Genomic DNA, 15,496 nt, shown 5'->3' with positions numbered 1-15,496 from the left:
AAATACCATTCATTTAAACTCTTCTTTTAAATGCTTAATAAAAAAGCACAAAGATGCCTGTCTTGTTAAGTCGAGACTAATTCAACTAATGAGCAGTTTGATGACTACAGAAGTCCAAGATGCTTGTAAAAACCAGTAGCATCAATGTAGCTCCAAGCGATAAAACCAGTATTAGTTGCAATAGTAACTCCTTTATGCACTTAATGTAGGCAAGTTTTAACTTTTCAAATTTACTAATCCATCATACAAATCTTATTTTGGTCTAAAGTCAGGTGCAGCTCTGCAAAGCTCGTCATATATATCTTCATCACCACGCGTTCTTTCAGATGCTTGTAAGATCACGCCATGTAGTTGGGAACGAAGCTCATCCCATCTTGTATCAAGTACTTGCCAATTATATTCATCGTAAGTGCCTTTAAAAATCACAGGTTTAACTTCGATGAATGGCAGAACACCACCTTGTTTTTGAAAAGCTTCGAATTCTTTTTGCCACCTTGAGCCAAGGCGGTCAACACGCCCTATTTGCTGCTCGACCACGCCTGGGTTCCACTCAGGATGAAGTAAGTACACGACTCTGCATGCTTGATGTAAGTTTAGTCCTTCACGGCCCACTGCCGATTGGGCAACTATCACTTTGGGAAAGCTATTTTGACGATTAAAACCTAACTGCATAACTCTCCTACTATGCGCTTCTGTACCGCCGTACATCAGGCGCGCCAAGCCTCCTCTAATATGAGTAAATTCAGCTGAAACGCGCTTGGATATGATTGGCCACAGCCCTTTGGCTTCATCCATATCCAACTCGCCATCACCATTCTGGTCGCCTTCGTTTTTGGCTGTCAGCACATTCATTAAATCTCTAAAGCCTTGAGCAATTTCAAATGACGAAAACTCAAAACCTTCTTTATCTATTAATTCAAATATTGCATTTGCAAAGTCAGTTAAGTTGGTTTGTTTTTCTGACTCTTTTGATTTTAATGAGACTTTAAATGCTTCAAATAAAGCTAAGGTTCTTGAATCAAAAACTTTAGCTTTAACTGATTCAATATTTTTAATTAGCGTATTTTTGGCCTTATCCAGTTTGTTAGTGTGTACTTTATATTGCCCAGCCAGCCTATCGTTTACCTCATTAATACTCCACTCAATATTTAGTTGATAAAGCGCTGCTTTAACTGCCAATTCCTCAGATTCTGCACTATTATCTGTGGTTTCCTGGATTTTACTTTGAGGCCAATAACGCTTTTTCTGAAGAGACCTAAGCATTTCTCTAGCATTTAGCAGGTTAACTAAAGCCCGCATTGGTTTTGTCATCTTGCCAAATACAAGCGCTTTTTGGCCCTTCGATAAATCACTTTCTATCCCATCAATTACTTTTAAAATAGCTGGATGGCTATAAAGTGACTCCTCTCCTGATTGAAACGAGTTGGCAATGATTGAATGCCACCACTGAGCTCTTTGTTCTTTTTTACTGGGTAAATTAACGTCTTCTGTTTCGAACGCATCGTCATCTTCTGAAGCATTAATGGCTTTATCAATTATTCCCGCAATGCCGTGACCATTCGCTAAAGTAAGTCTTGCTCTTTTGGATGTTGAATCTGTCTGCATACTCGATGCTGCGGAAAGTCCTTCAACGGCGCAGACAATTTTTTTCCACTCGCTTGTAAGCTCAGATACTTCTATATTTACTGGTATATGCCGACGATAAGCGTTTATAGGTAAACCAGAAGCTCTATGAAACGCTTTGATAGTTTCATCTTGACGTTTGTCTCTTCTAAATAAGTAAGGCGCTAGTGCCTTCTGAAACTGAATTGAGATGTCTTTGAATTGTCGTCTGATTATTGGGTCTGAACGCCAAGTTTTCTTGAACTTTGAAACAACCTGAGCATAATTTTTGACGACCTCTAGAATCTCATCACGTTTTTCTTTTGGTAGCTCAATTCTGCTGAGCATGTCATCCCATTGACCAACACCCAATTCGACAGGGGTTGCTGTCATAGCAAGGTTGCGGGCTTCCTCGGCTTTTAATACGATATTATTTAATATCGTATTAAGGCTGCTGGTTTCACCTCTGCTTTTATGCGCTTCATCTATGACGACTAAATCAAAAGCGCCCAAGCCTAACCCTACTGTTTTTTCGAGTAAATTTCTGTATTCACTACCCGCATAGAAAACATCTCCCTCAAAACCACTCATTCCCCAATTGAAGCTTATTACTATGTCACTTAGGGTTTTGTTAATAATATGCTTTTTGGGTAGTTTTCTTGCATGATTAACTATATTTTTGGCACATATCTCGGCCTCCCAAGACACTAAGTCTGTGCGCTTATGATAACCTCTTGGTACACTTCCATTATGAAGTTTATGGTATTGACCATAGACCTCAGGCAATAAAGCCCAACGTTCTGCTTTAGAACCGATTCCTAGGCGCCAATTTGCAAAGTTATGTGAAAGCAGAATTACGGGCTCATCTGCCCACGGCTCAGCGGTATCCTCATCGCTATAAGCATCTAGAAACCCCCAAAGACTTCGTATTACTGATTTTGGCTTAAGGTCTTTATCTCTCTCTTCTAGCTCGCTTTGCCATTGAAACCCCAAGGTTGTCGGAACAACGACCAATACTCGTCCACCAGATTGTTTTACAGCATGAATAAGCTCAACGGCAATACGGGTTTTACCCATACCGACTTCATCCGCAATGATTGCACCTGAGGTTGGCAATGTTTTAATTAGATTGCGAACACTGTACTTTTGCCCAGAATTTAACCTTTCATTTGTACTTAAAGAGTCAGAAATGATGTTTGCTACTTGCTCCCAACCTTTGAATTTCATCACTACTCTCCTAATTTTGCTAATGCTGCCAACCCTAATTTTAGTTCGAGTCGTTTCAGCACTTCTTCATAATAAGCACCTAATTCAGTTGCGTTTGATTCAGCAAAGTCTGGCCTAAAGGGAGGCTGCCATAATGGTGAGATTGGATTGATTGCTATGTTTTTGAAGAAAGTAAAAGCTGAACTGCTCTTTAATTGAGAAAATGTTTGCTCTAAACGAGTACACCATTGTATCCAGTCTTTTTCTGATACTTCAGTTTGCTTTTCTGCGATAAGCTCAATCAAAACCATCATTGTGTTAATTGAGTAGCGCTTATCGACTTCAACATCCATTTCAGCGCCCTTAACTTGTCCATCATCAGATGCCCCATCGCCTTCGTCGCCCTCGTATCCCTCAGTTTCAAAGCTTGGTAGAAGTGGAAAAGCACTAAACATATACCAAGCATCATCAAGGGCTAATTCGGGGAGTTCAGTCGCGGCAACCCGGCCATATTGATCAATAACAGGAATGTCCTCAGTATGAACAGTGCTATTATTGCACCATGAAACCGTGAGTTGCCTAGGCGGCTTTCCAAACCATAGTAAACATGCTTCTGATTTGATTGTTAGCTTATCTGCACCAGCGTTGACAACTGTAAAAGCATCAGTAAATGGGGTATTGGGTACTAAAGCGTATTTATCGTGTTCTAACTCTTCGAGTACAAAGTAGGAGATTGGTAGAGATATATGCTCTGCCTCATGCTCAGGCATTTCACTACCTCCACTTAGTTGTGATGTGTCGGTTAACGCATAATCACTATCAAAGCAAAGGGGTAATTTTAAACTTAAAGCCGTTTCTGGGTTTTCTTCCCCAACCCAAGTAATACCTTTAGCTTCAAATACTACTCCCGCTTCTATGTTACCACCGAATTTTGACGCCTTTTTTGTAAAGCCTGGGCCAGTTAAATTACCCGACCCTAAATACACCCATGCACTTTTGCATTCATCTGTGGTTTCGGATGACTTGGCAGAAAAAATAAACTTTGCATGCAAGCTTCGCTGCATTTTCCCACCCTGATATAAAGGGTCATATGCTTTTAATACTTGCCAATTATTATCTTTTAAACTGTTTAAGCTACTGGCAATAGACTGACACCCATGCTGATTGACAATAATATTTTTGTCAGCATTTTTTGAGAGCAAGCTTTCATCAATTAAACGCAGATGAAGGGAGTTAATGACACTTGGAACAGCATCACTAGAGCCGCCCTCGTAAAAGCCAGATCCTAAAGACAAATAGTTTCGCTTCTTTTCACTACAGTGGTGTTTTACCAAAGCAGGTAACTGGTCTAAAAGCGATGCTGAACGGTTGTCGAAAAAACGAGGCTTTATACTATCTTCTACAACTACTTCGTCAAATAGCTTATGGAACCTTGCATATTGAGTATGTGTATAAGATTTCAGTTTACTGGCTCCGCTGTCAGTCAAAATAGCCGTATCAAAATGTCTAAGAATGTCATTAAAATAATGATAAGCAGCGAGAATGTCAGCTTTACCTTGCTCATCCTTATTACCAGGCACCACATCAATCGACCACACAAGATCGAGGCTGTCTTCAAGTGTTTGCCTCGTCCAATTACCTGTTGAAACAATTAAACGTATAAATTGTTCTTCACTCTCAATGGCTTTAAAAGTAAGTAAAGCGACTTTGCTATGTAGTAATTTAAACTGTTTAGTTGTGTCGTGTTTAAATGCAAGGTGCAACAAGCCTGGGCATGCAATAGGCGATATTTGGACATGATTAGGATCAAGCATTAATGTAAGGCTTATCCCCCCTTGATAGGACCTCTGCCCTTTCATATTCAAAGTGAATTTTTCTAACGCATCATTAAAAAACTCGGCATCAGCTGAATAACCGGCCACTAAGCCGAATTCCCCTTTAAATCCTCTAGGAGGGATAAAGTAGCTTGCTAAAGATGGGGCTAATTTTCTACTCATCTCTATGTCCTTCTAGACCAAGTCACTTTTCTAATTTATTTTCAAAATCTTGATTTAGAACGTACATATTCAAAACGCGAAAAGAAATACCTTTCGGAAATAATGAATCATCCTCGATATCGTCATTATTGACAGGCTCTGGTTTGCCAAATGCCGCAGCAGGTAAAATTTGCGCACCTCTACACCGAAGAACAACTTCATCTCGCTCTAATAAAAATTTAATTATGTCTGTATCGTTTTTTTGCAAGCATTGTTTAGCAAAGTAAGTCGCTTCTTTTGATGCACTAGGGTCATGTTTTAGATTTAGGAAAGCGTTTGCCGCTTCTTTTAGCATACGCACTGCATCATGTATGCTGTGCGATAATGCTTGTGTGAGTTCGAGTCTTGGCGGGTTAAGCGACGTTATTTCTGCCTCAATTACATTAAGCAAATCTAAAGACTTATTTCTTAAAGAAAAAAAGAAAGCGCCACTTTTTAAATCATCGAAATGCGCTTGTTCAATGAACGGAGGTTTTGACCAATTTACGTAACGGTGAAGGTTTTTAGACTTTACCCAATCAAGTACGCCTTTTCTTCGACGTACACTTTCATTGTCACCTGACAATAGAGCTTGAATGAAAACATGTAAAGCATGCTGCTCTAAACGATCCAGAGGTGACAATACAAAGCGCAATTCTTTGTAGCTGTTGGTGTTGGAAGAAGGCAGTTTTATTTCATTTTTTACCCATCGAGCTAAAAACTCAGAAATACTTAATCTATTACATTTGATATCTGCACAAGCTGCAACAACAAAGTCGTTACCTTGCTGATTTAAACTAAAACTATTGAACCTCTCACCTTTTGAGTCTACAAACCCTAAGCTAGGTAACGCCTGTACCGTGCGCATACGCATTGGCTGAGTGACATAAAAGTTGCTACCGCTGAATATTTTATAGGTTAAAAATGGTTGGTTACTTAGTTTTGTTCTACCGCGTAACCGATCGTTTGCCTCCCAATTAGTTGCGCTATAAGCTAAGTAACAAGCAAGTGCTTCAATAGCATTTGTTACTTCAATATTTGTAACTTTTTTACCAGAATCTCTTACTTTATTGGCAACATCAACACCTAAACAGGCTAAGAAAACAGATTTTGCGTACTTAACACCTCCTAATCCTGGTACTGCTAAGTCATTAAAGTTACGAACAATTGAACTTAAACGCAATGTTCGCGTTCTCCTTTGAGAAACGACCTTTTCTGGTCCCATTAGCCCCCAATCCATAAATATTTTCCACTTATTAGATTTTTATCATTCTTTATTGATAACTAAATACGAACAAGGCTTTTACAAGTATGCTTATAAAAGAGAATAAATATATATGGTACAAGACTTTAAGCAACAAAAGAATGAAGAGAACTATCACACAATACGTTATATCTAGATGCGGGAAATTCCTCATTCATAAACTTTTGTAAACGTATTGAACACAAACGTAAGGGTCATGAAAATAAACAATGAATAAACAAGACAGGCATAACTAGAAAAATCCAAACTGTCCCTTCGTACACTTTCTTTAATCTAAATATCCATCCAAACTGCTAATCGAGTTAATCAGAGTCGGACAGTCGCAATGCCTAAAGCCCGAAAGTCTCAAATTAGTTTATCGGATACGCCCTATTACCATTGTGTTTCCCGCTGTGTTCGTCGTGCTTTCTTATGTGGCGAGGAAAACGGTAGAAGCTTTGAGCATCGTCGCCAATGGGTAGAAGACCGTATTCATATTTTAAGTGAGGTTTTTGCCATTGATGTATGTGCTTATGCGGTAATGAGTAATCATACGCACCTGGTATTACACGTAAACAAAGAGAAAGCAGACGCACTAAGTACAGAAGACGTGATTCAACGTTGGCATAAACTGTACAAAGGCACATTAATCTCAAAGCGCTACTTATCACCAGATTTACGTAAAGAATTACATGAAACCCAAATTAAAACGGTTGAGTTAACGGCTGAAGTATGGCGTAAAAGGCTATTTGATATCAGTTGGTTTATGCGTGCACTGAATGAATACATTGCCAGGGCCGCAAATAAAGAGGACTACTGTACTGGTCATTTTTGGGAAGGACGGTTTAAGTCACAAGCGCTATTAGATGAGTCAGCCCTTGCCGCCTGTATGGCTTATGTTGATTTAAACCCAGTACGAGCAAAGATGGCCAAAACTCCTGAGGCATCGGACCATACCAGTATTAAATACCGTATTAACGCAGCCAGGCTGGGCAAAACACCTAAAAGACTTATGCCTCTTGCAGGCAGCCCAAGACAAGAGATGCCACACAGTTTACCTTTTACCCTTCCAGACTATTTACAGCTTGTAGATGTAACCAGCCGATATCTTCATCCAAACAAGCGCGGCAAGGTTCAACATAACCTCCCCCCTATTTTAGAGCGTCTCAATATTGAACACGAACATTGGATAACATTAACCACGCAATTTGAAACCTGCTTTAAGCACGCCGCCGGCAAAGTAATTCACCTAGAGCAATACGCGCAGAATCAACATCAGCAACGGGTTCAGGGCCGACAAAGTGCAATGCGATTACTTGGTTAACTTTGCAGTTTAATAGAAAGTAAGACAGGCACTATATGTATACATCTCTACATAACAATTCTGGGCTTGTTAACAATCTATTTTTTTACAATGCGCATCCCTATGCGTATAGTTAATATGTAGAACAGTTTGGAGTGATAGCATGCAAGATTTATATGACATTCATGCCCCAAAAAAAGCGACTAACTTAAGCTTGAACAGCGACTTATTACAAAAAGCTAGAGACTTAAAAGTTAACCTGTCTGCAACTTTAGAACAGGCACTTAAAGACAAGTTGAAAAGTGTTGAAGAAGAAAGGTGGAAAAAAGAAAACAAAGCTGCCATAGCTGCCTACAACGAGTTTGTTGCTGAGAACGGCTGTATAGGTGATGAGTACAGGAACTTCTAATGGCACAGTTTGATGTTTACAGAAACCCAAGCTCAAAAACAAATAGAGCTTACCCCTTTCTTGTAGATGTTCAAAACTCTGTAATTGACCAATTAGCAACAAGGTTAGTTGTACCGCTGACAAAGAATAAGACTACAAATAGTCTTTATATGAAAAATCTTACGCCGGAGATAGAATTCGAAGGCGAGACATACCTATTCGTGACTCAACAACTTAGTTCCTTACCCGAAGATGTGCTCAAGGACTGCATCGGTTCTTTGGCGCAATCCCGTGAATTGCTAATAGGTGCAATAGACTTTGCTATTACTGGAATATAGCCTTTCTATAAGAGATTCTGACAGGTGGGCATAACGACGTAATGTGGCTAGAAAAGTAAAGCGATGAGCTAGTACATATTACAGAGCTTTATAGTGCGAGTACTCGTCGCTTCCGATATCTCCGGTACCACCACCATCGGAATTGCCGTGGTCTGACGACATTACATAAACATGCCTGTCTCGTTTAGTATTTTATTTTGGAGTGTATGGTGGAAGAACTTCTCCACTTGTTAATACAACAACCCTATAAATTTTATCACTTTCAACTCCTCGTTCTGTTATATCGCTAGCCTTTGCAAGGCTAATTAAATAATACCAAACATTAGAATCAAATGAATAACCTAACCGTAATTCAAGTCCGATTAATTGAAGTGCGCCTTCAGGTTTATAAAATTCCTTGGCTTTTAAAACAGCATTTTCGATTGTAAGTTTAGGATTACCTTTACCATCCCAAGCTTTATCAAAATCAAACTGATTTCGCCACAAGGTGAAGTTGGCGGGCTTTCCTCTTGATTGAGTACCTATCAAGTAGAAATAATCCTCTCTTTGTTTACCATCACTACTCTCTTTTTGGATAACTATCAATTCATCCTTAGCATAAGCCGTTGAAGGAAGTGCAAGTAAAAACATAAAAGAGATTAGTGGTAGTAATTTATTCATTTAATTATCCTTAATTAGAGAGTTTATAAACATGCCTGTCTTTTTTAGTAGTAGTGTTTTTAGTGCTAAGCTTTTCTTACTCATTATCACCAGAGTCGTCTTCATCTTGAGGTTTATTTAGACGGTTTATTAGATCATACCTTTCTAGGGTATTTTTATAGCTATCGAGATTAATATTTTTAGTTAAAGCGTCATATTTTTCAAAGATATCTTTATACTTTTCTAAATTCGATTGCTTAGTTAATAACTCATATCTTTCTAGCTGTTTAGCTAATTCTTCATTTGGTTTATTAAGAGCATTGAACCGCTCTATATCAATCGCTAGTTTGCTGTTTTCAAATGCGTTTCTATACTTGTCTGAGTTAAGTATTTCTGAATCAATAATCTCTCTGTATCTTTTATTTTGTTTTTCAGAGAGTTTTATCAAGTTGTTAATTTTAGATTCATGTATTGATGAGATGTGAGAAGTTTGCGCATCAATTATTGAACTTTCTTCAACTTTGACCGCTTTATAAGATTCTCCATCAGCCATAAACATTGATGTACTGTACATATGGAAGGCATCTATATTTGATTCGGAATAAATTTCAGCTTGAAGCTCAGCTAAAGGCCCGACAACTTTTTTTCCATTGGAGTTAATTTTATACCACCAATCTTCTTTGGCATCGTCAGTAACAAAAACGACATTTTTTATATTTTCGTCATTTGCCTTAGCTATTAATTGCTTCCAAAGAATTAGATCCCCGTATTGCCTTTCATAATTTAAACCATCGTAGTGAAAGCTCTTATCTTCTTCCTTTTTTGATTTTCCAGAGTCCTTAAAGCCTGGAGGAATTTGATTTTTGAAACGAACAGCTCCCTCTTTATAAAGGTCATCAAGCCAATTCTGGTTTTCAGGTTTACTTCCAACTTTACCATCAAATAGTTCGTTTATTTGATCTCGAATTGCATCGTGGGAGCGAACACAAGGTTGATTACTGTTCCAATGCAAGACTGATTTTTTGTAATTCCCAATACTCTTGTTAATCTCTTTTTCAAGTTTTTCTGTATTCTCAAAAAGCTTTGGAAAACGTCTTTTAAGCGCTAATTGTTCAAAATCACCTTTAAAAACATTTTGAATTTTTTCTAGGTTATTTTCGATATCATTGAAAATGCTTTTTTCATTTTTAATAACTGTTAACCGGCGCCTCTGATATTCCAATCCTGCATGATATGGTATCCATAAATTATCTTTAATCGACTCAAGAATATTAAAAAAGTCGTTTCTAGTTTGCATCGCATAACCATATAAGTTTAAAAGAACATTAGCGTCAAAAGCGAAAAGAGTTTGTTCATCTTTCCATAGTTCTTCTAATTTTTCTTGGTTTACGTTATGAAAACCTTTAAATACATTCTTCATCTAGTTCCTTTACATTTTGATGAAGCGCCACATTCTGAAAAAAGCCTAACGCCGCGTTCAGCGGCCTGTCCGCTGCAATGCCTTGTTAGGTGATTTATCAAATTCTCGCATGTCATAAACTGCTACATGCCTAAATATACCCAAGTTGTATTCTTTAATGTACTCCCCAAGCTGTCCTTTATCTACTTCCAACTCGTGGGTATTAAGAAGGTAGTGAACATATTCAGGTAAACGTTGTTCCTTTGCTTCACTATCTATGGAAGGGAAGTACTCTTCAAAGTAACCTCTGAATGCTATTGGGCAGCAGAAAATACAGTGAAATGGGTTACTTACACTCAGTAGGTCATTCTTAGAAACTTTTTTTCCGTGCTTACCATCGGCAAACTCTTCGACCTTTTTTGCATGAGCCATAAATACGCCGCAATCTTCAACATCATTATGAAGGCACATTGCTTTTGTTTTTTCGTCTGGAAGACTATAGAACATGTAAAAGGGGAGTTTAGAGCTTGAGCTTGCATATGTTAGCAAGGTGTTCATTTGATTCTTTGTATTTTGCGGGTAGTTAAGCTTATTAACATAGGCATCGTAAGGTTTGACGAACTTTTTCGCTTGAAAAACCAATGGATAACTTATATTTCGACCAACGAGCCAAATTTCCATTTCAAAGTCAGCGCCAGTAACTTTATTTTCTTCCTGTTTTGTAAAAGATGAAACATTGATTGATTTAAATTTCTTGTTTATTGAAGCCCACTTCCATAACAAAAAGTCTGTTATAGATTCTTCTCCAACACCGCCTACGTTCATTAAAAATTCTTTGACTTCACGAGTAACTGACTTATGCGCTTGGCAATGATCCATATTTATTTCACCTAGACACAATGACTCCCTGTAAAAGTGCTAGCCCCCGCATTTTCGTGGGTTAACTTTTCAGCCAGAGCCATAATTAGTTTGTTCAATACTAAATCAATTTGGAGGCTAGCATGAACAAACATAGCATGATTTTTATCGGTTTGGATACGCATAAAGAGTTTCATGAAGTTGCTTGTAAGAATGTCTGTCTTGTTTAGTCCTGTGTAAAGAAATGACTGTCTTGTTTAGTACCTGGGATATAGCCATTCTGTAAGAGACTCTGACATGAGGGCATGACGGCCTAATGCGGCCGAAAACGTGCAAAAAAAAACCAGCCTTATTTAGTCTTCTCCATCCGTGAAACAAATATGCCTGTCTTGTTTAGTACAATATAAATAGAAATTAACTCCGGCGATTACCTCAACGAGAGCTCCGCTTATAGTGGAAATAATAGAAGCATCTCTGGACAAACCCAAAAGTACAAATGAGACACTGACTACGAGAAATATAATGCCAACAATTGCTGATGCAAAAGCAGATTGAAAGCTTCTCCTAGCATTGTTGATGATAAGGTCATGATAAACACTCAAGGTTTCAATCTGTGCAGCAACAATATCTCGTATTTTACTTGAAGCTGTATCCGTTATTTTTTGCGCATTTTTCCTAAATAAGGATTCATCACTACCAGCACTCGCTGCCAAATTTATGAACGAAGACTCGCCGGAGAAGTCAGACGGCGCATATAACTTATGAGTTTGATAAGAAAGAAGATAAAAGAAGGCACCTAGCACTACAACAGGAATAGCTATTAAGGTAATTACAATATATTTTTGCATATCTTCGGGAGCTGATGATGCTACAACGACTAGAACCCCCTCAAATAATATTAATGCAAAAGCTAAGAATTTTAACGGACTTTCTTTCATTGATTTATTTCCAGTTTCTCGTAGCACCTAACGACGCCAGAACGCGGCAATTTTGTAGTTGATTTTTTGTGGCAGCGTAGCGCCCGCCACAAAAAGGCGACGGAAAAATTGCTCGCCGTTACTGGCCTTGTTAGCGCGCATAGGCTAAGGCTATGTTTATTTCCTTACACCGCGCTTCATCGAAAGTAAGTTGATGACTCACCATTATTTCCTTCCAGTTTTGAATAACCGTAAACGCGAAAGTAAACGCCAATATATCTTTACCGTCCGGCAGTAATATTTTCGCAGTTGGTGCTTCAGCACTCTGACCTAGAGTATTCCCGTGGGCGTCGATATATGAGAAGGAGCCAGAGTTATTCTCAACGCGATCAACTGTTGAGGTCTTGTTGTTATCCAAGCCAAAATGTTTTGAACCGTTAGCGATGTCTCTGGCATATTTAAGATATTCGTATGCGTTACATGTATCGTGAAAACTTTGCTTTTGTTGACTATTAGTGTCCCAGCCTAACTCCTTTATGCACCAATCGCGCATTGAGTGCGCAGTCACAGAGAAATTAAAAATGGAATCTGACAGCTCGAGATCATTTGATGCAAAATTAATCCTTCTTCCCTCACGCACCACCTTTGCCAAGATGTCTCCTGCTTTGGTAAAACACTTAATCTGACTCATTGCTGGGGTTCCTTGAGCGCCAACGCCTCAAACACCGGCGCAGCTTTGCTGCGTCCGAGTGCTTTGACTTGTTAGCACTTTGCTTAAATTAAACATTAAACATTCTCTTGTAGCGTTGTTGGAGTGCTATCTCACCACCTTCCATAATTTCACATACATTTTTCCTAACATTTACTTCTTGCAATGCTCCAGATGCGACTGGATTTATTTGTCCTCGATCTTCTAGCGCAATAACATACTCTGAATCACCGTTTACTACGATATTAGGGTTGTGAGTTACGACAATTATTTGTCTGTCTGCTTTGTTTTCATGCAATTTCGAAACGATCAAGCTTGTAATCAAGCCATTATCAAGGTCATCTTCAGGCTGATCTAAAACGAGTGGCTCAGTTCCATAAGATAGTAAAAATGACAAAATAGCCGAAGCCTTTTGTCCAGCTGAACCTTGTGAAACATCCTTAAACCTATTGCCGTCATTAAATTTTATGGACAATTTATCCTCAGGAAACCAAGTATTTACTTGATCAAAATTTTGAGGCTGTAAATTAGCCATGAATTCAGAAAATCTTTTCCCAATCTTGGCTCCTTGGATTTCACCAGACCTAAAGTTAAACACCTGAGACTTAAAGTCATGAATTTTAGATAGCCAAGGCTCCAGGTTGCTTGAATTATCAGAGCTTGTTGTGGCCAATAATTCCTTGTTTAAACTGTAAAGGAAACCACACTCGCGATCTAAATCAAAAATATCAGCAGCAAAAGCGTTATCAGAACGCCCAATGACATCTCTAAATGATTCTTCTATGTGATCTATATCTGAAAAAGGATCTAAATCAACCTTAATAGACGAGTTTCCAGACAAGTGTTGTTTTAAGAATTCTAAACGATTCACTGTTAATTTTTTCCTGCACTCTATGATTTCTTGATATGCAGAATTGATTAAAGAATCCGCCTCGCTTATCTGAGAGGTTACTAGCTCCATTGCTTTTAGTGATTTATTAATGGTATCCCGTTCAGCAATAAGTCTTGCATAATCAGAGGGGTTATCAATTCCTTCGCTACGCAATCTTTCGATTAACTCTTCGTATTTTCCAATAACTTCAAGATGAGTCTTATTGAAGTCAGACTCAATATACCAGCCTCTAAACTGTGTCAATTCATTTCCAAGTGATGCCACTGCTTGCGCAATAGCCTCTCTAAAAGATTGAGCTGCCCCATTCAAGTTTTGTAACTTGGTGAGAACTTCTGATTCACTTGCCGATTGAGTATCAAATGCAATGTCATCTATTGCAGGGATAGCTGATACGTTGGATATTGACTCAACTTGATTCTTCAGATCTTCAATGCCTGCTTCATATTGCGAAACATTCGTTCGCTTCCCGCTATATGCTTGATAGTTTTTAAGGATGTCTGTGTGACCAGAGTTCTCGATTGTTTTTATCTTCTGCTCAACATCAGAAAGCTGCCCTAACAGCACACTTTTATTTGCTAATTTTGATTGAAGCTCCCTTTTTTGACTGCACAACGTTTGAAAATGGGAGTGCTTTTCAGACCATTCCATCTTCCACTGCTGGAAACCTACAGTTGACGACTCATCGATAAGACGCAGAAGCGTATTAGGATTTTTAGCTAAGTCAAATATCTGCTTTTGACTAAATATCTTTATAGGGAATCGAGAGTGTGCGTCACCTTCTTCGGGAATCCATTGCTGACCATCATGACGCGAAATTGAAACTAGGTTGTTTGCCTTAGTCCACGTCAAGAGGTATAGATTTTCATCTCTCGAATAAACGCAGCTGATTTTCGTATTTTCAAGCATTACTCCTTCAGAATCTCTAGATGCAGATATTTTAGTAAAACTCTCGAAAGATCTACGAATTTCATTGTCTCGATCCAATACATCAAAGTCTTTTGCTCTGTCCATACCTAATCGTATGAATTCAAGGACGGACGACTTTCCGCTACCACGCCCTCCAATTATTGAATTCAACCAAGGGTTAAATTCCACTGTCAAAGGAGTTGAACGCCCTGCATATTTAGCATTTTCGATAGTCACAGAGCGTAACAGTGTGTTGGAAGAAATATTGGGATCTGTTGTTTCGTTATCTGAACGAATTATGGAAGATGAACCATCAACCAGAGCCAGTTTAAGCCCTTCTATCGAAGGGGTAGACATCTTTACCCAAGTATAAGCTCTCCCAATATCATTAGGGTGATGGGCGTCAGAGCCAATTATTGATGGTAAGTCGACATTTAAATTTGTGTATCTGGATAATGGGGCATCAGCTCGCTCTTGATCAGGGAAAATTATTTCAACGGCATTTGCTTGTTTGCAGACTTGCCCTATTGTGTGAGAAGAATGCTGCTGACAAAGCCCTGCCTTCATATCTATATGAGCTGGTATGGCAACGCCCCCAGCTGATATGATTTCTTTTATTACATTCTCAGCACTTTCCTCGGCTACTGAATCACTATCTCCTTTTGTCCCACGAAACTTTGATGCTCCAATAACAGCATTGATATCTGCTGAAGTGGCACAAGGGTCAAAAATACCCAGAACATGTATGTTTGAGTTGGCTGTAATCTCAACACCAGGAAAGACGAAAATTGAATAACCTTCTGTTCTTAAGTTTTCTGCCGCATCTTTAAGATTATCAATCCAGTCACCAGTGTTGTGATCTGTAACTGCAACACACTCTATGCCCTTGGCGATATAGTCCAACAGCCAATCTTTAGCGGTCTTCGATGCCTTTAAACTACTATCTGTTTTCCCATAATCAAAAGAAGCTGGTGTGTGTGTATGAAAATCAAATTTCCACCATCTTGCCCCGACGAAACTCATTACTTACATCCTTATGTTCGATTTACCCAAGGGAGTGCTAACGCCCGCATTTGCGGCT

At 38.8% G+C, this 15,496-nt stretch carries 12 protein-coding genes; 3 read left to right on the top strand and 9 right to left on the bottom strand.

Annotated elements, in window-relative coordinates; translation table 11 throughout:
* Positions 1-252: 252 nt before the first annotated feature.
* From AC0J2X_RS07850 to AC0J2X_RS07840, 3 genes are read right to left on the bottom strand one after another with little or no spacing between them, the layout of a single operon-like run.
* Positions 253-2,829: a DEAD/DEAH box helicase family protein gene (locus tag AC0J2X_RS07850; RefSeq protein ID WP_069944286.1), complete on the bottom strand. Its 2,577-nt coding sequence runs from the start codon at positions 2,827-2,829 to the stop codon at positions 253-255.
* Positions 2,830-2,831: 2 nt separating this feature from the next.
* Positions 2,832-4,805: a phospholipase D-like domain-containing protein gene (locus AC0J2X_RS07845; protein ID WP_069944285.1), complete on the bottom strand. Its 1,974-nt coding sequence runs from the start codon at positions 4,803-4,805 to the stop codon at positions 2,832-2,834.
* Positions 4,806-4,827: 22 nt separating this feature from the next.
* Positions 4,828-6,063, bottom strand: coding sequence for a hypothetical protein (locus tag AC0J2X_RS07840; RefSeq protein ID WP_139125427.1), 1,236 nt, complete (start codon positions 6,061-6,063; stop codon positions 4,828-4,830).
* A gap of 349 nt (positions 6,064-6,412) precedes the next feature.
* Here AC0J2X_RS07840 and AC0J2X_RS07835 point away from each other — a divergent pair, with 349 nt between their 5' ends.
* From AC0J2X_RS07835 to AC0J2X_RS07825, 3 genes are all read left to right on the top strand, one after another.
* A complete protein-coding gene (locus AC0J2X_RS07835) occupies positions 6,413-7,390 on the top strand; it encodes a transposase (RefSeq protein ID WP_472995930.1) in 978 nt (325 codons plus the stop codon).
* A gap of 142 nt (positions 7,391-7,532) precedes the next feature.
* Positions 7,533-7,778, top strand: a complete 246-nt coding sequence (locus tag AC0J2X_RS07830; protein ID WP_039220515.1) for a type II toxin-antitoxin system CcdA family antitoxin — start codon at positions 7,533-7,535, stop codon at positions 7,776-7,778.
* Positions 7,778-8,095: a CcdB family protein gene (locus AC0J2X_RS07825; protein WP_069944282.1), complete on the top strand. Its 318-nt coding sequence runs from the start codon at positions 7,778-7,780 to the stop codon at positions 8,093-8,095. Before AC0J2X_RS07830 ends, AC0J2X_RS07825 begins: the two co-directional genes overlap by 1 nt.
* Before the next feature lie 192 nt (positions 8,096-8,287).
* On the opposite strand, the gene AC0J2X_RS07820 is transcribed toward AC0J2X_RS07825, so the two are convergent.
* The 6 genes from AC0J2X_RS07820 to AC0J2X_RS07795 all read right to left on the bottom strand — a co-directional run bounded on the left by AC0J2X_RS07820 (position 8,288) and on the right by AC0J2X_RS07795 (position 15,438).
* Positions 8,288-8,755 (bottom strand): hypothetical protein, encoded by a 468-nt coding sequence (locus tag AC0J2X_RS07820; protein ID WP_069944281.1) that lies wholly within the window; start codon positions 8,753-8,755, stop codon positions 8,288-8,290.
* Positions 8,756-8,831: 76 nt separating this feature from the next.
* Positions 8,832-10,154: a PIN-like domain-containing protein gene (locus tag AC0J2X_RS07815; protein ID WP_156078325.1), complete on the bottom strand. Its 1,323-nt coding sequence runs from the start codon at positions 10,152-10,154 to the stop codon at positions 8,832-8,834.
* Positions 10,155-10,211: 57 nt separating this feature from the next.
* Complete coding sequence (locus AC0J2X_RS07810) at positions 10,212-11,012, bottom strand: DUF6615 family protein (protein WP_472995929.1); 801 nt, start codon at positions 11,010-11,012, stop codon at positions 10,212-10,214.
* 332 nt (positions 11,013-11,344) lie between these two features.
* Positions 11,345-11,929 (bottom strand): TRADD-N-associated membrane domain-containing protein, encoded by a 585-nt coding sequence (locus tag AC0J2X_RS07805; protein WP_472995928.1) that lies wholly within the window; start codon positions 11,927-11,929, stop codon positions 11,345-11,347.
* Between the two features lie 130 nt (positions 11,930-12,059).
* Complete coding sequence (locus AC0J2X_RS07800; protein WP_049587812.1) at positions 12,060-12,599, bottom strand: hypothetical protein; 540 nt, start codon at positions 12,597-12,599, stop codon at positions 12,060-12,062.
* 88 nt (positions 12,600-12,687) lie between these two features.
* On the bottom strand, positions 12,688-15,438 hold the full coding sequence (locus AC0J2X_RS07795; RefSeq protein ID WP_049587810.1) for a TrlF family AAA-like ATPase: 2,751 nt from the start codon (positions 15,436-15,438) through the stop codon (positions 12,688-12,690).
* Between the last annotated feature and the right edge of the window lie 58 nt (positions 15,439-15,496).

This window comes from Alteromonas sp. R7 (assembly GCF_055755235.1).
Note: the sequence above shows the minus strand (reverse complement) of the source record. Positions and strands in the feature narration are given on the sequence as shown.